Origin of the sequence: Nocardia sp. NPDC006982, from assembly GCF_042869435.1 — a bacterium.
GTDB lineage: Bacteria > Actinomycetota > Actinomycetes > Mycobacteriales > Mycobacteriaceae > Nocardia.
In genome coordinates this window covers 216,247-239,020 of sequence record NZ_JBIAFV010000001.1, presented here as the reverse complement: position 1 = coordinate 239,020, position 22,774 = coordinate 216,247, and the positions used below count along the sequence as shown (strand labels likewise).

The window sequence follows — 22,774 nt, the reverse complement described above, 5'->3', positions numbered from 1 at the left end:
GGGGGACGGTCGGGCAAGGGTGCTCGGGTGAGAGCAGAACGAAACGGATTACCTCAATGACGCGGCATGTCGACGTACTGATCATCGGCGCGGGCCTGTCCGGCATCGGGATGGCATGCCATCTCACCCGCGAGCAGACCGGACGCAGCTATACGATCCTGGAACGCCGTACCGCCATCGGCGGGACCTGGGATCTGTTCCGGTACCCGGGCATCCGCTCCGACTCCGACATGTTGACCTTCGGCTTCGGCTTCCGTCCGTGGATCGGCACCAAGGTGCTCGCCGACGGGCCGCACATCCGGCAATACATCGAGGAAACCGCCGCCGAATACGGCGTCACCGAGCACATACGGTTCGGGCGCAAGATGACCAAGGCCAGCTGGTCGAGCGAAGCCGAGCTGTGGACCGTCGAGGCACTCGACGAGCAGACCGGCGAGACCGAGACCTACACCAGCAACTTCCTCGTCGGCTGCACCGGCTACTACGACTACGACAACGGATACCGCCCGCAGTTCCCGGGCGAGGCGGACTTCCGCGGGCAGATCGTGCACCCACAGCACTGGCCGGAAGATCTGGACTACCGCGGCAAACGCGTCGTGGTGATCGGCAGCGGCGCGACCGCGATCACGCTGGTTCCGGCGATGGCCGACGACACCGCGCACATCACGATGCTGCAGCGCTCGCCCACCTACATCACCGCACTGCCCGCCGATGACCCGGTCGCGGTCGGCATGAAGTACGCGCGGGTGCCGGAGAAGATCGCCTATCGGGCCGGACGGGCACGCAATATCGCGTTACAGCGGGCCAGCTTCCAGCTCTCGCGCACCAATCCCGAGTTGTCGAAGAAGCTATTGCTGGCCGCGGTGCGGATGCAGCTCGGCAAGCAGATCGATATGCGGCATTTCACGCCGTCGTACAACCCGTGGGACCAGCGACTCTGCGTCGTCCCGAACGGTGACCTGTTCAAGGTGCTGCGCAGCGGCAAGGCATCGATCGTCACCGATCACATCGACCGCTTCACCGAAACCGGCATTCGACTCGCATCCGGGGAAGAACTACCCGCCGATATCGTCATCAGCGCAACCGGTCTCACCGTGCAGATCCTCGGCGGCGCGGCACTCGACGTGGACGGCGAACCGGTGTCGACCCGCGAACACGTGGTCTACAAGGGCACCCTGCTCGACGGCATCCCCAACGCAATGCTGGTCCTCGGCTACACGAACGCATCGTGGACGCTGAAAGCAGATCTGGCCGCCGAATACTTCTGCCGCCTCCTGAACCACATGAAGGCCAACGGCTACACCAAGGTCGTCGCGATCGCCGAAGACGCGGACCGCTCCGATACGTCACTGATGGGCGGCGCCTTGACCTCTGGCTACATCCAACGCGGCGACGGCGTCATGCCCCGCCAGGGCGCCCGCGGCCCCTGGCAGGTCATCAACAACTATTTCCGTGACCGCGCGCTACTACGCAAGGCGCCGTTGGAGGACGGGGTACTCACCTTCGACGGCGCAGCAGGTGCCGCCCAGCCCAGCCACAAGCCGAGAAGCCAGGCGCGCAAGCGGATCGCCTAGGCGCGGCCAGCCGAGGGGCCGGTCAGGGGATCAGCACGAGCTTGCCGGGTGCGTGTCCGGCGATGCCGACCTCATGGGCCTTCGCGGCTTCGGCGAGCGGGAAGGTGGTATCGACGATGACGCGCAGCGCGCCGGACCCGGCGCGCTCGACGAGCCCACGGCGCGCGGCGCCGCGTACTTCGGTGCCCGCGTCCTGCCCCGGCCCGTAGCCGAGCAGCTTGATGCCGGCTTCGGCGCGTCGTGGCGACCCGGCGATCGAGGCGATCCGGGTGCGGTCGGCCACCAGCTCCAGCGAGACGTCGAGGGCCTCGTCGGTACCGGCGAAGTCGACTGCGGCGGTGATGCCCTGCGGTGCGGCAGCGCGCACCCGGCCGGCGAGTCCGGGGCCGTAGACGACGGGGATGGCACCGAGCTCGCGCAACAGTGCGTGGTTGCGCTCGGCGGCGGTGGCGATCACCGTCGCACCCTGAGCGGTGGCCAGCTGCACCCCCATCAGACCGACCCCGCCGGCCCCGCCGTGGACGAGTACCGTGTCGCCGGCACCTACGCCGGCGGCATGCAGTGCGTGGACGGCGGTGGTGCCGGTCAGCATCAGCGCCCCTGCCTGGGCCCACCCGATCTCGGCGGGCTTGGTGAAGATCGAGGTGGCCGGGGCCGTGACGTAGTCGGCGTAGGCGGCCGTCACGGGGTACACGATGACCTCGTCCCCGACCTCTACACCCGTCACATCCGCACCTACCTCGGTGACGACGCCCGCGCACTCCAGACCGATCGAGGGCATCGAGGCGGCGACCCCGGCGGCGTCCTTGTGGTCGTCGTCCACGGCGTGGAAAGCCCCACTGTAGAGCTTCCAGTCGATTGGGTTGACCCCGGCGGCCCGGACCTCGACGACCACGCCGTCGGCGGCCGCGTGCGGAGTCGGTACCTCGGTCACGGCGAGCACATCGGGTGTGCCGTAGGCGGTCGGACGCACGATTCTGGGCATGACTTAGCTCCTGTCCTGCGGGGTGGCAGTCGCCACTGCCCGGCGAAGGGGCGGCGCGACCGATCGGTTGTCTCGTCGAGAGCGGCGCATCCGCTGCCGAGAACTCCTGAGGATCAGTATCGATCCACCAAGGCGTGATTTCCAGTGCAATATCGGTAAGGAGTACTTGCGTTACACGCAAAAGTGGGCATGGCTACGACGGCTTACAAAGAGAGTTCGCAAGGACTCTTTGCACCTATCGACACGAGCGGGCAATGACTCGAATCCGGCCGTCGAGCGGTGGGACCGCCGTTCTCGCTGCACTCCGAACCGAACTCGGGCGAGGGGCTCGATGCGCTGGCCGTGGCGGACGCAAGTGAGTTGACCGACGGCTCCGCCAAACCCGTTGGGTTTTCGGCGATTACTACTTTCGCCGCCAATTGCATCGGATGCGAACTCGCGACAGTGTGCACATCGACCGGTTCGGGGCGGCAATTACGGTTTCTGTCAGTGGATTTCGGATGCCGCGGCAGTGGTGCACGAATGGAACACCGCGGCTCACGTCCAGGTGGGTGAGTCCGATTCAAAGAAGCGGGCGTTCACGAAGGCCGAGTTGCAGACCTTCTTCGCCCACTGCGAGACGAAGTTGCTCGCATCCGGGCCTTCGGCCGCAAGGGGTGGTTGCCTGCGTCCGGGGACGCCACCTTGTTCAAGACCGCCTACGCCTACGGGCTGTTCGCCAGGGCTCCGCCCACGTGCGTTCCCCCTTTTCTCTGAGTTTGTGCAGTTCAGAGGCTGATGCCGGAGATGGGGGCCGGCGCGACAGATGTGGCGCGAGTCGACGTGGCGGGCGGTCCTCAGCGACTCGCGCGCAGTATGCGGATCGCGCGCAGTGCGCGGGGCGGTTCATCTCCGAAGCTTGCGGATCCGTCGAGGTAGCCGGTGACGAGGTCGGGGGCGGAGTGGTCTTCGATGTGGGTGAAGCCGAGGGCGCGCAGCTGTGCGGCGATGTCGTCGGGGGTGAAGTAGCTGAACACGGGTTCGCCGACGCCAGCCAGCCGATCGGCGCGTTCCTGCTGGTGCGCACGTTCCTTGTCGCTGTTGGCGGGCTGCAGGTAGTCGAAGACCACCTCGACCGGCTGGGCCTGACCAGCGATGTATTCGAGAGTGGCGTGGGCGGCGTTCGGAGTCAGATAGAAGACGACGCCGAGCCACACGAATACGGCCGGCTCCGTCCGTTTGAATCCGGTGGATGCCAATCCCGTTGCCAGCGTCTGGGTTTCGAAATCGACCGGCACGAAGGTCAACGTCTCAGGGCGGTCGATTCCGGCGGTAGTAAGGCGTTCGCGTTTCCACGCTTGGGTGGCGGGGTGGTCGACCTCGAAGACACGCACGTCCGGGCGCGGATTGCGATAGGCGAAGGTGTCCAGGCCCGCGCCGAGGATCACGACCTGCCGCACACCAGCGGCGATGGCCGCGGCCGCGGCGTCCTCGGCGAAGCGTGCCCGTGCGGCGAAGAACAGGCGGCGGGACCGATCGCTGGCTCCGGCACCGAGGTGATTGGTTGTGGGCGTGCCCAATTCGGCCAGTTCCTCGGCGGTGACGCCGAGCAGACGTGCCGCCAGGGGGTCGGTGAAGATCAGTGGTCGGTCAGCGATCTGGTGATAAGCGCGGGCGTACGCGGTGATGAGCGCTGTCCGGCTGGGTCCGTCGTTCTCCATATTTCAAGAACCTACTTGCGAATGTGGCGTGTGCTCTATGAACTCACTCACGCTCTGCCCACGAGCATCGCCACCAGGCCTCCCGGACCTGCGCCGGTCGCTACCGCGTGCAGGCCCCGCACTGCGGTCAGCACACCGTTGATCCGCGACGGGCGCCGCACCGCGACACCCGGACCAGGGACGACGACAGCCGACGCCGCATCGGGGCCAAGGGCTCACGCTCGTCACATGCAGCCAATCCACCATCGACGCACGGCACCCACAACCGTGGTTGCCTTCGAACTTTCTTGTTGTGGTGGATGAACAGCAAGCTCACGGCGTTTCCGCCTGCCCACCGCGGAGCCGAATCGAAGACCACCGATGCCGCCTCCGGAGCGCATCGGACTGCTCGGACGCATTCTTACCGCCGCCGACCAGCCGTTGCGTTCACGCGCCGCGGCTGTGATCGTGCTGCTCTACGCCCAGCCGCTGACTCGCGTCGTCCGCCTCACTATCGACGACCTCATCGGCGACGGCGATCACGTATTGCTGTGGCTCGGGGACCCTCCATCGCCGGTTCCGGAGCCAGTCGCCGACATTCTGCTCACCTTGATCGAGAACCGCACCAACATGAACACCGCCACCCAATCGTGATTCACGCTGGTTGTTTCCCGGTCGACGAACCGAGCAACCGATGCACCCCGAGACGCTGGGCGGCCTGCTGAAAGCTCTTGGCGTCCTCAACGTTCCGGGCCGCACATCGGCCATGCGGCAACACTCCAGCAGATGCCCGCCCTTGTCGTCGCCGACGCACTCGGCTACCACTGCGTCACCACCACGAAACTCGCCACCGAAGCAGCAGCCACCTGGAGTCGCTAGGTCACCGCACCACGATTCCTGTCACCCAGCGGCTGACTCCTTCGACCTCGCGACAGTCGAATAGGCGAGCTCACCAGTCCGGGACCCCATTGCCGTTGAACCCGGGTGGCGCGAGTCGATCCAAATGGATCAGGTTGAGTTCCAACGCGTTTCGGCAACAATTCTTGCAGGAATCGCCGCGAGTGCTGTGGATCCGGCCGTGACGGCGCATCCGGGATCCGGGTGAATCAGGTTGGGGACAAGAGAGTTTCGGCGACCGTCCGCATTTGGGCCAGGTAGGTGGCGCGGGCGCGTGGGGTGGCGTCTGCGCGGGTGAGGGTGCCGCGGGTCAGGGCGTAACCGATGGTTTCGGCGATGATTCGCGGCGGGACAGTGGGGGAGATGCGGCCTCCGGTGTGCAGGCGTTCGAGGTAGCGGGTGAACCGGCGGATGGGGCGGTCGGCGATTTCCCGGGCGAGTACGGCGACTCGGTCGTCGACGGCACCGCGTTCATCGATCAGCCGCAGCATGGGTCCGGCATTGCGGACCGCGGCGGCGAAGGAATCGATGGTGGCGGCCAGCATCACTCGGGGATCGTCGGTGTCAATATCGGGTTCCTGGGCGGCGAGGAAATCGTCGCGGACCCGGGCGGCGAGGGCGAGGAAGATTTCGTCCTTGGAAGCAAAGTAGACATACATCGTCGCGCGGGAAACGCCTGCGGCGGTGGTGATATCGGCGACGGTGGTCTTGTCGTAGCCGCGCTCGGCGAAGACGCGGGCGGCGGCATCGAGCAGCGCGCGATGGCGATCGGTATCGGATCGTTCCCGCGCCGCACGCACCGACCAGCCCGCCTGTGTCATGGATTCATCGTCGTTGACATTGACGTCAATGTCAAAGCAGACTGTCGGCATGCGTGTGGTTGTGGCGAACAGGGGTGAGGTGGCGGTCCGGGTAATCCGGACTGCGCGCGAGCGGAATTACTCCACCCTTGCGCTCTATACCGGTGCAGAGGCGACGGCCCTGCCGGTGCGTTTGGCTGATGACGCGGTCCAACTGCCGGGCATCGGCGCCGCCGCCTATCTCGACATCGCCGCTGTAATCGCCGCGGCCAAGGGTGCCGGTGCCGATGCGCTGGTGCATCCCGGCTACGGATTCCTCAGTGAGAGTGCCGATTTCGCGGCAGCATGCGCGGCCGCCGGTCTGGTATTCGTCGGGCCCTCACCCGAAGTGCTGCACATTTTCGGCAATAAGCTGTCGGCCCGCGAGGCCGCACAACAGGTCGGAGTCGCGGTCCTGCCCGCAACGTCCGTCGGCGTGGACCTGGCCGAGATTTCCGCGTTCTTCGCCGAGCACCCGAGCGGTGTGATGTTGAAGGCCGTAGCCGGTGGCGGCGGACGTGGCATGCGTGCGGTCCGTGCTGCGGACACACTCGCCGAATCGCTCGACCGCTGCCGAGCCGAAGCCCGCGCCGGTTTCGGCGATGACACCGTATACGCCGAGGCATTGGCCGCCGAAGCGCGCCATATCGAGGTCCAGGTCATCGCGGACGGACAGCGAGCCATCACCCTCGGCGACCGCGACTGCAGCATCCAACGCCGCCACCAGAAACTCGTCGAAATCGCCCCGGCCCCGAATCTGCCTACCGCCCTTCGCGAACGACTCCACCGCGACGCCGTCCGCATCGCCGAATCGGTCTCCTGTCGCGGCGTGATCACCGTCGAATTCCTGGTCACCGCGACCGACGCCTGGTTCCTCGAGGTCAACCCGCGCCTCCAGGTCGAACACACCGTCACCGAGGCGGTAACCGGTGTGGACCTGGTAGCAGTACAACTCGATCTCGCCCGCGGCGCTGCCCTGCACGACCTCGCTCTCGGCGACCTTGCGCCGGACACGACGGGTGGTGATGTGCGAGTGAATGGCATTGTGCGGGGGTTCGCGGTGCAGGCGCGCGTCAATGCCGAGCTGGTCACGGCGAGTGGGGAGGTTCTGCCGAGTACCGGTGTGCTGACGGAATTCGCCGCGCCGACCGGGGTGGGTGTTCGGGTGGATACCGCGGCGGCCACGGGCATGCGGCAGGGGGCGCAGTTCGATTCGTTGCTGGCGAAGGTTGTCGCGCAGGGGCCGACATATTCGGCTGCGGTGCGGCGGTGCTCGGATGCGTTGGCGGAAACCGTGATTGCCGGTATCGATACCAACACGAGTTTGCTGCGTGCGGTGTTGGATCAGCTCGCCGATGGGAGCGGTGTTTCCACGTCGTGGTTCGAGGACGGTATCGGCGAACTTATCGGTCGGGCAGGCGATTACACGCCTACCAGGGGCCGGCGCGCGGTCGACTCGGCGGCAGAAGATCCGGCGCATGTGCCCACCGAGCATCGAAACCCGGCGGCGACAGCAGCCGATCTCCAGGTAGCGCTCGAAGCCGATGAGCAGGGTATGCGATCGCCGATGGGCGGTACCGTCGTGAGCTTGGCGGTGCCGGGCAGCATTGTTCCAGCAGGCGCGGAAGTCGTTGTGCTCGAGGCAATGAAGATGCAGCACGTGCTGCGCGCCGAGCAGCCGCTGCGGGTATCGCGCCACCTCGTGACACCGGGTGCGACGGTCGATCCGCATGCACTGCTATTGACCTGGGTCGCGACCGATCATGACGGTCCGGCCGCCGATATCGAGTCGATCGACCTGGATGCCGTGCGTGCCGATCTGGCTGAAGTGCGCGAGCGGCATCGAATCGGACTCGATGCGGGCCGTCCGGCCGCCGTCGCGAAAAGGCATGAGCTGGGCCGCCGTACCGCCCGGGAGAACATCGCCGACCTGGTCGACGAGGACAGCTTCCTCGAATACGGCGCGCTCGCCGTTGCCGCACAGCGACTGCGCCGCAGCCCCGAAGATCTGATCGCCAACACGCCCGCGGACGGGCTGATCGGCGGCATCGCCACCATCAACGCCGACCGATTCGGCGCGGAAGTCGCGCGCGCACTGGTCATGTCCTACGACTACACCGTGCTGGCCGGCACCCAGGGCATGCGCAATCACGCCAAAACCGATCGCATGCTCGAACTGGCGCACGAACAGCGCATACCCGTGGTGTTCTTCACCGAGGGCGGCGGCGGGCGACCGGGGGATACCGACTATTCGGGCATCTCGGGCCTCGACGTGACCACCTTTCGTGCGATGGGCGCACTGTCGGGTCGAGTCGCGTTGGTAGGCATCGTCTCCGGACGCTGCTTCGCGGGCAACGCGGCGCTGCTCGGCATGTGCGATGTGGTCATCGCGACCCCGGATGCCAACATCGGCATGGGCGGGCCGGCAATGATCGAGGGCGGCGGACTCGGGGTCTACGCACCCGAGGACATCGGCCCCATCGACATCCAACGCCGTAACGGTGTCGTGCACATCGTTGCCGCCGACGAGGCTGAGGCGGTCGCTGCGGCCCGCCGTTATCTCTCGTATTTCCAAGGGCCACTAGATGATTGGACCGCACCGGATCCGCGCATCGCCCGTCACGTGGTGCCCGAGAATCGGCTGCGCGCTTTCGATATCCGCGAAGTCATCGCCGCGGTAGCCGACGTCGACTCGGTCCTGGAACTGCGCCGGGACTGGGGCGTCGGTGTGGTCACTGCACTCATTCGCGTCGAAGGCCGTCCCTTCGGTCTCATCGCCAACGACTGCCACCACCTCGGCGGTGCGATCGATGCCCCCGCCGCCGACAAACTCAGCGCATTCCTGCAACTCTGCAACGCACACCGCCTGCCGATCGTATCCCTCTGCGACACACCGGGTTTCATGGTCGGTCCGGAGGCGGAGAAGGAAGCGACCGTCACCAAGTTCAGCAAGCTGTTCATCGACTCCGCAGCGCTCACCGTTCCACTGGGCACTGTCATCATCCGCAAGGGCTACGGTCTCGGCGCACAGGCCATGGCCGCGGGCTCCTTCCGTGCCCCGCGCTTCGTAATCGCTTGGCCCACCGGCGAAATCGGCGGCATGGGCCTGGAGGGTGCGGTCCGCCTCGGCTTCGCCAAGGAACTGGCGGCCATCGAAGACCCCGATAAGCGCCAGGAAGCCTTCGACAACCTCGTACAGCTCGCCTATGCCAACGGCAAGGCCCTGACCGCCGCCACCGTCCTGGAACTCGACGACGTCATCGACCCGGCCGACACCCGGCGTTGGATCCGCACCCTGCGCTGAAGCCCGCGTCGGTCCAGTGCTAGGCGATGGCGTTGGTCACCGCGTGGACCAGACTGCGGGCACGCAGGTCCGGAGCGCCTTCGATGATGTAGTTGGTGACGTAGGCGAAGGCGATGCCGGTGTCCGGATCGGCGAAGGCGAGGGAGCCGCCACGGCCCGGATGCCCGAAGGACTGGGGGCCTCCCAGTGCGAAACCTTCGGTGGGGAGCATGTATCCGGAGGCGTAGCGGTCGGGCAACATCATGACGCGGTCGATGCCTGCGGCTTGTTCGCTGGTTGCCGCGGTGAGAATTTCGGGGGTCAGCAGTCGGGCGCCGTCGACCTCGCCGATGGTTGCCGCGTAGAGCCGGGCGAGGCCGCGCGCGGTACCGATGCCGTTGCTCGACGGAATCTCGGCGGCATGCACCGCGGGATCGTTGAAATCGATATCGGCCGGATCGGTGACCTGGAATGCACGGTTGACCAACGCCTCCGGATCGCGCATCGCTACGACCATCGGCCGGAACTCCTCCGGGACGAATTCGTCCGGAACCGTCGCCAGATCGATCTTGGGCGCGAACACAAGTCGGCTGACGCGATGCCGTTCGGACTTGGGCAAACCGATGAAGAAGTCGACATCGAACGGTCCGGCGACATCCTCGGCCAGGATCCGCCCGACGGTTCGCCCGGTCGCGCGCTGGATGACCTCACCGACGAGCCAGGCGAAGGTCCGCCCGTGGTATCCGTGCGCGGTGCCGGGCGGCCAGTTCGGGGTCTGCGCGGCGAGCGCCTCCACCATCGGCCCCCAGGCCAGTGCATCCGCCAGCGGTACCGGCTTATCCAGCGCAGCCAGCCCCGCCTGATGGGTCAGTAACCATCGCACCGGGATATCGCCCTTACCCGCCGCTGCGAATTCCGGCCAGTACTGCGCGACCGGCGCGTCCAGGTCGAGCTCGCCACGCTGGGCGAGCAGATGTGCGACGGTCGCGGTGACGCCCTTGGTCGCCGAGTAGACCAGCTGCAGTGTGTCGCGCTCCCACGCCCGTTCACCCACCGGATCGGCGAGCCCACCCCACAAATCCACCACCGGCTGCCCGTCCCGATACACCGCGACCGCCGCTCCGACATCCCCCTGCTCGGCGAAATTCGCCGCGAATACCTCTCGTACCGCCTCGAACCCGGACGCGACAACTCCATCGATCACCATGTCCCCCAGCATGTCACGCGTCGCGCCGTCGACTGCGGCAGAGACCTGCCCGCGCCCCGCGCACACCCAACTGCTGCGGTCGGAAGTTTTTTCGGCGGACATGTCCGAGAATGGTCAGCGGCTGCGACGTATCTATGAGCGGCGCCACCAGGACGCCGCCGGAGCGGAGGAGTTGTCGTGAAATACATGATCCTGAGCTACGGCTCGCAACAGGACTACGACGGCATGGTCGGCAAGGACACCGGCAAACCCACATGGAGTCCCGAGGATTTCGCGGCCATGGCCGAGTTCATGGGCAACCTCAACAAGAAGTTGGAGGAATCCGGGGAACTGGTCGAGACGCGCGGTCTGGTCGAACCGGTGCACACCCGCCGCATCACCACCAAGAACGGCGCACCGTTCGTGACCGACGGTCCCTACGCCGAGACGCAGGAGGTGCTCGCCGGATACTGGATTGTCGAATGCGAGAGCTTCGACCGCGCCACCGAAATCGCGGCCGAACTCAGCAAATGCCCGGCCCCGGCGCATATCGCCGATACGGCTTACACCGATGTCCGGCCCATCGCGGAGTCCGCCTCCGAATTCGGCTGAGCCCCTTCCGATGTCGGATACCGAGGTCGAGGACCTGCTGCGCACCTGCGCACCGCAGGTCCTCGGCGCGCTGGTTCGGCGCTACGGTCATTTCGACACCGCGGAGGATGCGGTGCAGGAGGCACTGCTCACCGCCGCGACCCAGTGGCCCGAAGCCGGCATTCCGGACAACCCGCGTGCGTGGCTGATCACCGTCGCCTCGCGCCGCCTGGCCGACCTGCTCCGCAACGAACAGGCCCGCCGCAAGCGCGAGGACTCCGTGGCCCGCTGGGCACTGCCCGAGGACTGGCTCACCCCGCCCGCTGATCGCGACCCCACCGACTCCGACGACACCCTCGTCCTGCTGTTCCTGTGCTGTCACCCGTCGCTCTCGCCCACCGCACAGGTGGCGCTGACGTTGCGCGCGGTCGGCGGCCTGACCACCACCGAAATAGCCCGCGCCTTCCTGGTGTCCGAGGCGACCATGACCAAACGCATCGGCCGCGCCAAGAAAACGATCAAGGACAGCGGCACCGGCTTCGCTCCACCCGCCGTCGCCCACCGCGACGCGCGCCTGGCCGCCGTGCTGCACGTGCTGTATCTGATCTTCACCGAGGGCTATGCCAGCACCTCGGGACCGAGCCTGCATCGCGTCGAACTCTGCGCCGAGGCCATCCGCCTGACCCGTCTGCTGCACCGCCTGCTGCCCGACGATGCCGAAGTCACCGGCCTGCTCGCGCTGATGCTGCTCACCGATGCCCGCCGACCCGCCCGCACCGGACCCACCGGCGAACTTATTCCGATGGAAGACCAGAACCGCGCACTCTGGCACACCGAAGCCATCACCGAAGGCATCGCGCTGATCACCGAGGCGCTCCCCAGCGGCGTGCCCGGCCCGTATCAGCTACAAGCGGCCATTGCAGCGCTGCACGATGAGGCGCGGACATACGAGGCCACCGATTGGCCGCAGATCATGTTGCTCTATGAACGGCTGCTGGCCTTGGTCGACAATCCGATCATTGCCCTCAACCACGCCGTGGCCGTAGCCATGGCTCGCGGACCGCTGGCCGGTTTGCAGCTCGTCGACGACCTGGCCGACGGCGGCAAGTTGGCGGGGGATCACCGCCTGGCAGCGGTCCGTGCCCATCTGTTGGAATCGATGGGGGACCGGGCCGGTGCCCGCGAGGCATATCTGCTTGCCGCACAACAGACGATGAGCCTCCCGCAACAGCGTTACCTGCACACCCGCGCGGGCCGACTCAGCACCGATGGGTAGAAAGGAAGCGATGCTGATCGTCGTCGATGCCGCGAATGTCGTGGGCTCGTGTCCCGATGGCTGGTGGCGCGATCGTGCGGGTGCGGCTCGGCGACTGCTCATGCGGTTGAGCACGCTGGACCTCACACAACCCGCCCAAGTGGTCGTCGTACTGGAGGGTGCGGCGAAGGCCGCGGGATCGGAGGAATTCGAAGGCGTATGCGTGGTGCTTGCGGACGGTTCGGGAGACGACGCGATCGTCGACGTCGTAGCCGCGGCCACCGCGGAGGACAGGATCACCGTCGTAACCGCCGATCGTGGACTCCGCGAGCGAATCCAAGCCCTCGGCGCCGAATCGGTCGGCCCACGCTGGCTGCTGGACCGAATCGACCCCTGACCTGTCGGATCCGACTGGTAGACAAGGAAGACCGTCGCCGAACCCGGAGGTCAACTGTGCCCAATGAACTCGAGGAATTGCCCTACGCGCGCTATCTCACGCCGCTGGAGAGCGATCTCGAACCCGAGGGCGACTACGACTGTGTGCACATCACCGGCGACGACCTCGATGACATCGAGGCAGGCAATTCCAGGTTCTCCGAAACCGTCTTCACCTCGCTCGCGATCAACCGCGGCAGCCTGCGGTTCTCCCGCTTCACCGATGTCTGGCAGCGCAGCGTGCGCTGGGTCGGCACCGACCTGTCCGATACCTCCTGGCAGGACGTCGAATTGATCGCCGGTGCACTGTCGGGCGTCGATGCGGGCGGTGCCAACTTGCGTCGAGTGCGCTTCGAGGGCTGCAAATTCGACTCCGTGAACTTCCGCAAGACCAAACTGCGCGAGGTGCAATTCGTCGATTGCGTGCTGCGCCACACCGACTTCGGTGATGCCGAACTGACCAAGGTCACCTTTCCCGGCACCACCGTGGAAGGCCTGCTGATCAACCGTGCCCGACTGCAACAGGTCGACCTGCGCGGTGCGGCGCACCTCGATGTCGCCGAGGGCCTCGATGCCTTGCGCGGTGCGACCATCACCCCGCTGCAGCTGATCGATCTGGCACCCGAATTCGCGAAGGCGATCGGTATTACCGTCCGCGACTAGTACTGCTTGCGGTGCGGCACGAACTCCAAGGTGAGCAGGGCCGCGGCAGCCAGCAGCACCTCGCGCCAGCGGATCAGCACGAAGCGCTGATCCGACATCGCTTGGAATTTGCGCAGGAACCGGTACAGCGATTCCAGCCGGATCAACGGATCGCCCAGGTGCACGAGCGCATAGATCAGCTTCCCGGTCCGCGTCCGCTCCTTCTCGGCGAACAATTCCGGGAAAGGGGCGAATGCCAGCGAGATCCGTTCGATCCCCTGGGTACGGGCGTGGTCGACGAGATCGATGATCATCCGCTCGTCCAGCCCGTTCGGGGCATCCTTGCGCCGCCACGGCACATCCAGGCTGAGCTCGCGGCCCCGCCCGGAGACGCCATAGCGCTGGAAGCCCGCCACGCGCCCGTCCTCATCGCGGGCCAACACAAGCAGCATGCCCGGATTCCGCCCGTCCAGCAGGTGGTCGAGGATCATCGAGAAGCCGCGATTCTGCCGACCGGTACGCCACTCGTCGACGATATCCAGCAGTTCTGCCCGCAACGGTTCGGTCAGGTCGGTCTCAGTGATGACCTCGGTGGTCACCCCGAAATTCCGGGTGCGGCTCACGCCCTGGCGCAGATTGCGGAAGGAACGCCCGACCATGGCGAATGTCGCGACATCGATGATCACATCGCGGCCGACCGGAATCGCGCGCAACCCCCGATGCTCGATCGCCCGATGCCGCCACATCTCGGCCATATCCGGACTGGCACCGAGCACTGCGACCCGCCAGCCGTGATTCGCCGCGAATTCGGAGAAGTCCGTGAGCAGTGCCGGATAGTCGACGCGATCGCCGATCGGATCACCGGCTACCACCGCGATCCCGAAGCGGGCCCGATAGCCGATCGCCGCGGTCGAATTCGCGTTGAAGTAGTAGGACTTCGACGAATGCAGCGCGAAGGCGGCGAGTGGATCGCGCTGGGTTCGGCCGACCAGTTCGGCGATCCGGTACAACTGCTCGGGCTGGGGCCGACTCGACTGCGGCAGCATCAGGATGAATCCGGTCGCGGCCAGGAAGACGAAGCCGAAGCCCGGATGCGAGGCGCGATAGGCGGCATTGGCCGCCGCAAGCACGAAAACCGCGATGGTGAAATGCGGCAGGGTGATCGGGCGGCGCAGATGCAAGCCGCGCACCACGAAGAGTCCGGCGATCGACACGGCGACGAACCAGCCGTGGTCCTGCCCGGGGGCGGCGCGACCGGCCTCGTAGACCAGCGCGACACTCATCAGCAACAGGGCGATGGAGATCACCGGGCGGACGGCCGGTGTGGTGGTGATCGAGGCGTCGCGATACCCGGCGAGCGTGGAATTCCGTGCCGTCGTTTCGCGTCCCTCAGCCACGTCTGCCCCCCATTGGGCCGGTGGGTCCGAACAGGTTCCCCATGTGGTCCTCCCGATAATCCTGTACACGCAACAATATTGGGAACATGGGATGAGTGCTCGAACATTCCTGGGGCACCAAGATCATTGGAGTCCGCGAGTGTTCGCCCGGCAACCATGCCATGCCGAGGCTGGTGCGCCGGTACCGATCGGACCGGGGCGAGCGCGCCGCTGGCCACTCCAATCGAGTATGGCACCACAGTGCACCTGGACAAGAGCCTTTACGTGGCCATATTCCCGACCATCGGCCCTGGTGTCGATGCCATGACATCAGCCTCACCGCTTGTATATCGCCTCGATTCCGGTCTGTGTGAACGGCGGCGACGCTCCGACGGGTCGGAGATGAGCAGGATTGATGGTCGACAGCTATCGTTCAGCGAGCCGTGTCTCAATCGCATCTCGGTATCTGTCGACCTGTGGCCGACTATTGCGTCCGAGACGGGTATCGGATCTATAGACAATAGTGTTCGTAATTGTCTATCGTTTGGTTCATGACGAAGTTCCACGGTAAGAGCTGCCTGATCACCGGAGCGGCGAGTGGATTGGGGCGCAGTACGGCGCTGGCGGTTGTCGCCAGGGGCGCCTCGGTCATCCTGACCGATATCGATGATGCCGGACTGCAGAACACCGCCGATGAAGTGCGCGCGCGGGGTGGCGTCGTGCACTTGGCCGCGCCCGCCGATGTCAGCGACTACGACGCCGTGGTGGCGTTGGCCGCGAAGGCGCACGCCGAGGTGGACAGTGTCGACATCGTGATGAATGTGGCAGGCATTGCCACCTGGGGAACCGTCGATCGGCTCACGCACACGCAGTGGCGGCGCACCATCGATATCGATCTGATGGGCCCGATTCATGTGATCGAGGAGTTCGTGCCCCGCATGATCGAGGCCGGGCGAGGTGGACATCTGGTCAATGTGGCCTCGGCCGCGGGCCTCTTCGGACTCCCCTGGCATGCGCCCTACAGTGCGGGCAAGTTCGGATTGCGTGGCGTTTCGGAGGTGCTGCGCTTCGATCTGCGCCAGCACCGGATCGGTGTCAGCCTGGTCTGCCCCGGCGCGATGGCGACACCGATGGTGGACAGTGTCGATATCGCGGGCGTCGATCGGCAGGGCGCGGCGGTGCAGCAGGCGGTTTCGCTGTTCATGCGGCATGCGGTCACGCCGGAGCAGGCGGCCCGATCGATCGTGCGCGGGGTCGAGCGCGATAAGTACATGGTCTTCACCTCCCCGGATATCCGAGTCGGCTATCTCGCGCAGCGCTACTTCCCGCCGTCCTACAACCTCGCGATGCGCGGGCTGAACTGGGCGATGAGCCGCTATATCGACAAGGCATCCGCGCCGACCGAGGTGTAGCCGACCACGTCTCAGCCGAAACCGCTGCCCGCCGCGGGGGAATAGTTGGACCCATGATCACCATGCGCTGGTGTTGGCGGTCTCGGTCGATGCCGCCACCGGCGCATAGGTGATACCTTGACCAAATGTGTTGGGGGGCAGCGCTATTTGAAGGCTGCGGCGTTGCGTGCGGTCCAGGCGGCGAAGGTGCGGGGTGGGCGGCCGAGGAGTCGCTCGACATCGGGGCTTACTTGTTGCTCGGCGGCCGATGGGGAGCCGAGGGCACCGAGAGTCGCCTCCACGACCGGCTCGGGCAGATAGGCCAGCATTTGGTTCCGGGCGTCAGTGCGGCTCTGCTCGATGAACCGTACCGGCTCGCCGATGGCGTCCCCGATTGCCGCGGCCTGCTGTCGGGGGGAGATCGGAACCGGACCGGTCAGGGTGTAGATGTGGCCGCCGTGGTCCGGCTCGCGCAACGTGACGGCGGCGACCTCGGCGATGTCTGCCGGGTCGATGGCCGGGACCGCGACGTCGCCGAACGGCGCCTCGACCACTCGCCGGGTGCGCACCGAATCGGCCCACTGCAGCGAGTTGGAGTCGAAGTTGCCCGGGCGCAACATCGTCCATTCCAGACCCGACTGCTCGATGACATCTTCCAGTCGCGATGAATGACGTCGTGTGCCAACACCTTGCGAGGACAGCAACACGACCCGCTGGACCCCGGCCGCTCGCACCACGTGCACGACATCACCGAGGTTGCCGTTCGCCATGAAGTCGGGGGAGGTCAGGAGGAACACCGCCTTGGCTACCTCGAGAGCGCGTTCCAGGCTCGCGGGCTCGGCCAGATCGGCCTGGTGCGACCGGACTCCCGCAGGCACTTCGGTCACGCCCCTGGAGACGGCCGTCACTTCCTCGCCTGCCTCGACGAGGGCCTGTACGAGCGGTCGCCCGACATTCCCGGTCGCTCCCGTCACCACGATCATTTCCGTTCTCCTATCGCCGATTTCGCTGCGGACCCGGTCACGGTACTGTCGTGGAGGTAGTAGGTACCTAGAGGAAAGTGACGGTGGAAGTGGCCGAGACCACAACCGAGCCCCCGCCGGAACTCGCGTGCCCGATCACTCCGGTGGTCGACATCGTATTCAGTCGGTGGACCACCCCGATCCTGTGGACACTCAACGAGTTCGGGCGACAACGATTCGGTGAACTGGAACGCCGCATCGTCACGATCACGCCCAAGGTACTGACACAGCGGCTACGCCAACTCGAACGCGATGGGATCGTCGTGCGCACCTACTACCCCGAGGTACCGCCCCGGGTGGAGTACGAGATCAGCGACCTCGGACGCAGCCTGGCACCGCTGTTCGCCTCGCTCGCCGAATGGTCGGTCAACCTGGACAAGGTCGAACAGGCACGGCTGGACTACGACGCGAAGCAGCGGTAGGGCGATCACTTGCACGACGCGAAGTGCTGGACGTACAGACCTGCCTGGTCGGGGGCTGTGCCGGGTTGGGCGAGGCCATAGACCGCGCCTGGGCCGAGCAACGTCGAGTCTTTGTCGAGGACGTTGGCTCGGTGGGTGTCGGAGTGCATCCAGGAGTCCACGATGGCGCGGGCAGTGGATCGGTTGCCGGTGCCCCAGGCGGTGTTCTCCGCCCAGTGCGCCAAAGTCTTACCGGGGGCGCAGGGTTGGGCGGCGGCGATGCGCTTGCCGATCTGCACCGTGGCCTCCTGATTGTCATCGGCGGTGGCGCGTGGGGTCTCAGGGTGGATGTGCCATTTCACCGTTTCCTGCTTGGTGCTGCCGACCCACCAGTCGAGGCGGTCGGCTTCGGTGCCGTACTTCTCCGCCGAGTCGACGAGAAGCATGTTCCATTCGAGGGCGGGGATGCCGCGTTGGGTGCGTTCGGCATTGGTCAGGCACAGGACCGCCTTTTCGATCTCGTGGCGGTAGGCGAGGTCGGGGAACAGATCCCGCAGGCGGCTGCGTGAGCCGGAGTTGCCGGATGGCGCCTTGTCCGGCGGGATTACCGGATCGTCGGCGTGTGCGCAGTCGGGAGCCGCTGCGGCCGTAGGCAGTTCGGTGAGGGGGACTACTGCGATCGTCACGCCCGCGATGGCGGCCAGCAAGGCTGCGGCGGGGCGGCGGATCGGGTGTTTCGATGGGCTCATGCCCATGAGATTCGCGGCGGCGACCAATGAAATACCAACGGGGAACCAATGTGGTCGGACAATACCCTCGGACAGTGCTAAACTCCGAAAACTACGACAGCTCAGCGTAATCGGCGAGGGAGAATGCTGAGACCATTGTTGCCGGAGGATCCGACGGCTATCGGTACGTTCGTGTTACACGGCCGCCTCGGCGAGGGGGGAATGGGTGTCGTATTCCAGGGATTCGGCCCGGACGGCACTGTGGTCGCGATAAAGATGCCGCATACCCAATTGGCGCGGGATCCCGAGTTCCGGGCCAGATTTCGGCAGGAGGTCACCGCGGCTCAGCGGGTGCACGGACGGCGCATCGCGGAGGTAGTGGACGCCGATATCGAAGCGGAGCGGCCGTGGCTGGCGAATTCCTTCGTATCCGGGGAGTCGATGGCAGAGGCCATTCGGGAACGCGGCGCGATGTCGTCGGCACAACTCTACGATTTCGCGAGCGGGCTCGCCGAAGCGCTCGAGTGCATACACGGCGCGGATGTCATTCATCGGGATTTGAAGCCGGACAACATCATTCTGACGTGGGACGGCCCGCGGGTCATCGATTTCGGTATCGCCCGGATTGTCGATGCCACCCGCCTCACCGAACCGGGACGCATCATCGGGACACTGGCGTGGATGCCGCCGGAAATGCTCGGCAACCAGGAGGTAGGACCGCCCGCGGATATCTTCGCATGGGGCACACTGGTCGCCTTCGCGGCGACCGGTCGGCCACCGTTCCATGCCGATACCCAGGCGGCGGTGATAGCGCGGATCATTCGGGACGATCCGGATCTCACCGACGTACCCGGCCGATACCGGCGCATGGTCCTCGCGGCGATGACCAAGGATCCCGATGCCAGGCCGACGGCCCGTGAATTGGTGAATTTCCTTGCGGCACAAGCCAAGGACGAGCGCAGCAACCGGCGCAAACAAACTGTTGCGGAACCGGCCGACGAGGTCACCGCACCGAACGAAGAGGTGCACGCGATCACTGCGGCCGACGAAGTCACCGCGCGCCGGTATGACAGTGTGCCCGCATCGAATGAGGTCACCGAACTCGTCGCGGCCGAGGAAAGGCTGGTGCGGTCCGCCGAGCCGCAACATAGGCGCTCCACGTCGCCGCGCAATATTGTGGTTACCCCAGCCGATCGGCCTGTCGTCAACCAGCTGCCGCCAGGTCCGCCGGCCCCCAAACGCGATCCGGATCTCCGAACATCAATGGTCGTGGTCATAACTCTTCTGTCGCTCGCTGGATTCGGCCTCGTACTGGGACCGGTCGCGATCATGCGCGGATTCAGCGAACGAATTCATGCCCGCCGCGCATTCGTCGCACCGCCCGCATCGGCCGCACGCTGGATCCGGCTCGGCTGGATTGCCATCGTGATATCCGTCGTGGCGCTCGTGGTCGCATTCCGGCTGAGCACACTGCAGTGATGATTCGCCGCACGCGGATCAGTTATGTAATTCGGTCTCCGAATTGAAGGTGATACTGATCAGCTCGCCGGGCATATATCGACGGTTCAGATTCGTCACGAAGAATTCACAGACCGAAGACATGCGGCCGGAGCCGGGTTGCGCATTCGCGGCACCCGGAAAGATCTGGATGCCACCGCCTTTCGCGGGCAAAGGCCGGTAGGTCACCGACAACTCCGCACCCTCCTGCGTACCGAATTCCAGGGATGAGATTCCGCTCAGCCACACGGTTTCTCCGGTGCGCAACTTGAATCCGGCACCATCGGTCGCGCAGTACCGCAGCGAATTCGGTTCGAAGGTCACCTGTTGATTCGTTCGCGATGTAATGGTCCCGCCTGGAATCCGTCCGGTACGCACCGTCGTCGGACGCGTTGCGCCCGGCTCCGGCGACTGCTGGACCTGACGCGGTGCGACGGACGAGCATCCGGCCACACCGAGACTCACCATAGCAAACACGCTCAGCAGCAAGCGGATTCGTGATGTCATACCGAGCTCCTATTTCAGGGCCATCAGCTGCCGCCGCAGCACCCGAATGGTGAATGCGGTGGCGACGATCGCGATCACGACCAGCACCGCGGCGGCCGTCGCGACATGAGGCAGATCGTGGGTCCAGATCAAATCGGCGAACGGCTTCTGCTGCCCCTGTGGCGGATCGGCCCCATCGGTGAGTCCGATATCGGCACCGATACCGGCCGCCGCCCACCGCGACGGCGCGGCATAGGCGAACGTCCGCAGTACCGCACCGGGCGTGCCTTCGAACGGCGGTGCGAGCCCGGTCATCACCACCTGCAGCGCCAGCACGCCCATCAGCACGAAAACCGCCTGGCGCAATGATTTCGAACATGCCGACACCAGCAGTCCGAGCGCCATCGCGGCCAGTGGCAGCGTAATCGCGAACAGCAGCAGTCCGTATGGTTCCGGCAGCACCGGTTTCGTGGGCCCGGACTTGATGCCGAGATATCCGATGGTCGACGCCACACCCAGCAGCACCGCGAGCGGTGTACAGGTGATCGCGCGCGCCAACACCACCGACGCCGCCGAAATGCCCCAGCGCGCTTCGCGTTCGATGACCACGCGATCATCGACGATGGCGGCGAAGGATTGCGCCATCGAGAAGAAGGTGAGACAGACGATCAAGGCGATCATGACCGAACTGATCGCACGCGGATCACCGCCTAGCCCGTTGTCCGAGGCGGCCGCACCTAGCAAGGCGGTCAAGCCGATGCCCGCCGCCGAACCCAGCGCGAGCGTTTGGAATCCATTGCGCTGACGGGCCCATTCCCGGCCGATCAGTCGCGGCAGATGCCGATGCAGGGAACCACGCATGGGCGCGGGCACCGCGTGCTCGGCCGGTTGCGGGGTCGAGGGTGCGGCGGGCTGCCCGGCCTGCCGGTCGGCGCGCAACCGGTCCATCACCTCCGCGTAGCTGTCGACGCCGAAGGCGCGCAGCAACTCGCGGGGTGGTCCGAAGAATCCGAGTCGTCCGCGACCGGTCACCGCGAGCACCTTGTCGGCGCAGTCGACATTGACCATCGAGTGGGTGACGACAATGACCGCGCAACCGGTTTCGGCGACGACCCGCAACCGCTGCATCATGGCGCGGTCCAAGCCCTCGTCCAAGCCGGAGGTCGGCTCGTCCAGGACAAGCAGCTGCGGATCACTCAGCAATTCCATGGCGGTCGAGACGCGCTTGCGCTGACCGCCCGACAGCGTGTCGATCCGCTTGCCTACCTCACCCGCCAGCTCCATCTCGGCGATCACAGTGTCGACCCGGGCCGCCCGCTCGGTTCGGGTGGTATCGCTGGCCGTGCGCAGACCCGCAACCCACAGCAGTGCGTCGCGCACCGCGAGGTCGCCGAACATGGCGGGCTGTTGCGGCACAAAGGAAACCAGATGACTGGCCTGCATGCGGGAGGCGACCAGGTCGACTTGCCCCAGCCGCAACGAGCCCGCTGCCAGCGCGACCTCACCGAGCAGCCCCGCACACATGGTGGACTTCCCGGCCCCGGACGGTCCGATCACGGCAAGAACCTCACCGCGCCCGAGTTCGAAGGTCAGATCACGCAAAGTGGGTTCGGTGCGACCCCGATACCGCAGGCTCACCCCGTCGAAGCGCAGCAGCGGCTCCCGCGCGATCACGGCGGCAGGCACCAGTGTCAGCTGCGCCGGGCCCGATACTTCGAAGATGTGGTGCGCCAACATGAATTGCTCGCCCACCCGCAGCCGAGCGTGCAGTACGGGCTTGCCGTCGACGAACGGACGCGCATTGGTAGCGAGTCCGCGCAACTCCACAGCGCGCCCGGTCCAGCGCACTGTCGCATGCCGATGCGCCAGATCCAGTCCGGGCAGGGCGATTTCCGCGTCACCGCCCTCACGGCCGATCGCGAGGACCCGATCGCTCGGCACCGACCAGGATCCAGGGCCTCCCGGGGATGGTGGGACGGTTTGTCGCGGGGGAGTCCGATCGACAGCCGGCGGTGATTGCGGCGGCGCATCGATGATCGTCCGGTCGGCGCCATTGACGACGCGCGCTCGCCGAGCAGGCGGCTGCGGTGGCGTGCGTTTCGATTGTGGTGGTCTCGCCGGGGCCGATGGCCGCGGTTGCTGCCCCGCCCGCCCGACAACGGTCGGCGGCGTGACATTCGCAACATCGTCCGTATTCGCCACTACGAGGCGAAATATCCGACCGCGCACCACGATCCGCAGTTCGTGTACGCCCGCACCCTCGATCGCCGTCCAGTTCCGTGGGCCGATCGGCACATCGTCGAGGGTCGCCTCGATCGTCGGATCCACGGCGCGGACGGCCCATCCATTGATATGTCGGAACCGAAGCCACTGGCCTGCCGGACCGTCATCGCTGACCGAAATATCGGCGCCGGACCCGGAGCCGAGGGAATGGGTACGCCCAGAGATCCGGTGACGGATCGCACCGGTAGTAAGCAGGAGTGCGGGTTCGGGCATCGGTTCGTTCC

19 protein-coding genes are annotated in these 22,774 nt (G+C 66.0%); 10 read left to right on the top strand and 9 right to left on the bottom strand.

Features of this window, described 5'->3' with window-relative positions:
- Positions 1-56 precede the first annotated feature (56 nt).
- Positions 57-1,574, top strand: coding sequence for a flavin-containing monooxygenase (locus ACFYOW_RS01230; protein WP_387283304.1), 1,518 nt, complete (start codon positions 57-59; stop codon positions 1,572-1,574).
- 22 nt (positions 1,575-1,596) lie between these two features.
- Here the strand turns inward: ACFYOW_RS01230 and ACFYOW_RS01225 are convergent, their stop codons facing one another.
- Together ACFYOW_RS01225 and ACFYOW_RS01220 are read right to left on the bottom strand one after the other, a co-directional pair.
- Entirely contained in the window at positions 1,597-2,559 is a 963-nt protein-coding gene (locus ACFYOW_RS01225; protein WP_387283302.1) for an NADP-dependent oxidoreductase, read from the bottom strand.
- 836 nt (positions 2,560-3,395) lie between these two features.
- Entirely contained in the window at positions 3,396-4,259 is an 864-nt protein-coding gene (locus tag ACFYOW_RS01220) for a class I SAM-dependent methyltransferase (protein WP_387283300.1), read from the bottom strand.
- A 360-nt stretch (positions 4,260-4,619) separates the two neighbouring features.
- On the opposite strand from ACFYOW_RS01220, the gene ACFYOW_RS01215 reads away from it, so the two are divergent.
- A complete protein-coding gene (locus tag ACFYOW_RS01215; protein WP_387283298.1) occupies positions 4,620-4,892 on the top strand; it encodes a hypothetical protein in 273 nt (90 codons plus the stop codon).
- 452 nt (positions 4,893-5,344) lie between these two features.
- Here the strand turns inward: ACFYOW_RS01215 and ACFYOW_RS01210 are convergent, their stop codons facing one another.
- The gene (locus tag ACFYOW_RS01210) at positions 5,345-5,956 is read right to left on the bottom strand and encodes a TetR/AcrR family transcriptional regulator (RefSeq protein WP_387283295.1); all 612 of its coding nucleotides are present in this window, start codon (positions 5,954-5,956) and stop codon (positions 5,345-5,347) included.
- A gap of 49 nt (positions 5,957-6,005) precedes the next feature.
- Here ACFYOW_RS01210 and ACFYOW_RS01205 point away from each other — a divergent pair, with 49 nt between their 5' ends.
- Positions 6,006-9,278, top strand: coding sequence for a carboxyl transferase domain-containing protein (locus ACFYOW_RS01205; protein WP_387283293.1), 3,273 nt, complete (start codon positions 6,006-6,008; stop codon positions 9,276-9,278).
- 19 nt (positions 9,279-9,297) lie between these two features.
- Here ACFYOW_RS01205 and ACFYOW_RS01200 read toward each other — a convergent pair whose 3' ends face one another.
- Positions 9,298-10,566, bottom strand: a complete 1,269-nt coding sequence (locus ACFYOW_RS01200) for a serine hydrolase domain-containing protein (protein ID WP_387283290.1) — start codon at positions 10,564-10,566, stop codon at positions 9,298-9,300.
- A gap of 84 nt (positions 10,567-10,650) precedes the next feature.
- Here ACFYOW_RS01200 and ACFYOW_RS01195 point away from each other — a divergent pair, with 84 nt between their 5' ends.
- Genes ACFYOW_RS01195 through ACFYOW_RS01180 form a run of 4 tightly spaced genes read left to right on the top strand, consistent with a single transcriptional unit; the run spans position 10,651 to position 13,387 of the window.
- On the top strand, positions 10,651-11,055 hold the full coding sequence (locus ACFYOW_RS01195; protein WP_387285954.1) for a YciI family protein: 405 nt from the start codon (positions 10,651-10,653) through the stop codon (positions 11,053-11,055).
- Positions 11,056-11,065: 10 nt separating this feature from the next.
- Complete coding sequence (locus tag ACFYOW_RS01190) at positions 11,066-12,310, top strand: RNA polymerase sigma factor (protein WP_387283287.1); 1,245 nt, start codon at positions 11,066-11,068, stop codon at positions 12,308-12,310.
- Positions 12,303-12,686 carry an NYN domain-containing protein gene (locus tag ACFYOW_RS01185; RefSeq protein ID WP_387283285.1) on the top strand — a complete coding sequence of 128 codons (384 nt, stop codon included), beginning with the start codon at positions 12,303-12,305 and terminating at the stop codon, positions 12,684-12,686. Before ACFYOW_RS01190 ends, ACFYOW_RS01185 begins: the two co-directional genes overlap by 8 nt.
- A 56-nt stretch (positions 12,687-12,742) precedes the next feature.
- Positions 12,743-13,387 carry a pentapeptide repeat-containing protein gene (locus tag ACFYOW_RS01180; RefSeq protein WP_387283283.1) on the top strand — a complete coding sequence of 215 codons (645 nt, stop codon included), beginning with the start codon at positions 12,743-12,745 and terminating at the stop codon, positions 13,385-13,387.
- On the opposite strand, the gene ACFYOW_RS01175 is transcribed toward ACFYOW_RS01180, so the two are convergent.
- Positions 13,384-14,763, bottom strand: a complete 1,380-nt coding sequence (locus ACFYOW_RS01175) for a bifunctional lysylphosphatidylglycerol flippase/synthetase MprF (RefSeq protein ID WP_387283281.1) — start codon at positions 14,761-14,763, stop codon at positions 13,384-13,386. The two genes, ACFYOW_RS01180 and ACFYOW_RS01175, sit on opposite strands and share 4 nt — an antisense overlap.
- A gap of 530 nt (positions 14,764-15,293) precedes the next feature.
- Between ACFYOW_RS01175 and ACFYOW_RS01170 the strand changes: the two genes are divergently transcribed.
- On the top strand, positions 15,294-16,154 hold the full coding sequence (locus tag ACFYOW_RS01170; RefSeq protein ID WP_387283278.1) for an SDR family oxidoreductase: 861 nt from the start codon (positions 15,294-15,296) through the stop codon (positions 16,152-16,154).
- Positions 16,155-16,297: 143 nt separating this feature from the next.
- Here ACFYOW_RS01170 and ACFYOW_RS01165 read toward each other — a convergent pair whose 3' ends face one another.
- Positions 16,298-17,116, bottom strand: coding sequence for an NAD(P)H-binding protein (locus ACFYOW_RS01165; RefSeq protein WP_387283276.1), 819 nt, complete (start codon positions 17,114-17,116; stop codon positions 16,298-16,300).
- A 77-nt stretch (positions 17,117-17,193) separates the two neighbouring features.
- Here ACFYOW_RS01165 and ACFYOW_RS01160 point away from each other — a divergent pair, with 77 nt between their 5' ends.
- Positions 17,194-17,577 (top strand): winged helix-turn-helix transcriptional regulator, encoded by a 384-nt coding sequence (locus ACFYOW_RS01160; protein ID WP_387283274.1) that lies wholly within the window; start codon positions 17,194-17,196, stop codon positions 17,575-17,577.
- A 5-nt stretch (positions 17,578-17,582) separates the two neighbouring features.
- On the opposite strand, the gene ACFYOW_RS01155 is transcribed toward ACFYOW_RS01160, so the two are convergent.
- On the bottom strand, positions 17,583-18,305 hold the full coding sequence (locus ACFYOW_RS01155; RefSeq protein ID WP_387283272.1) for a CAP domain-containing protein: 723 nt from the start codon (positions 18,303-18,305) through the stop codon (positions 17,583-17,585).
- A gap of 123 nt (positions 18,306-18,428) precedes the next feature.
- Here ACFYOW_RS01155 and ACFYOW_RS01150 point away from each other — a divergent pair, with 123 nt between their 5' ends.
- The gene (locus ACFYOW_RS01150; RefSeq protein ID WP_387283270.1) at positions 18,429-19,763 is read left to right on the top strand and encodes a serine/threonine-protein kinase; all 1,335 of its coding nucleotides are present in this window, start codon (positions 18,429-18,431) and stop codon (positions 19,761-19,763) included.
- 18 nt (positions 19,764-19,781) lie between these two features.
- Here the strand turns inward: ACFYOW_RS01150 and ACFYOW_RS01145 are convergent, their stop codons facing one another.
- The gene (locus ACFYOW_RS01145; RefSeq protein WP_387283268.1) at positions 19,782-20,288 is read right to left on the bottom strand and encodes a hypothetical protein; all 507 of its coding nucleotides are present in this window, start codon (positions 20,286-20,288) and stop codon (positions 19,782-19,784) included.
- Between the two features lie 9 nt (positions 20,289-20,297).
- On the bottom strand, positions 20,298-22,763 hold the full coding sequence (locus ACFYOW_RS01140) for an ATP-binding cassette domain-containing protein (protein ID WP_387283266.1): 2,466 nt from the start codon (positions 22,761-22,763) through the stop codon (positions 20,298-20,300).
- Positions 22,764-22,774 lie beyond the last annotated feature (11 nt).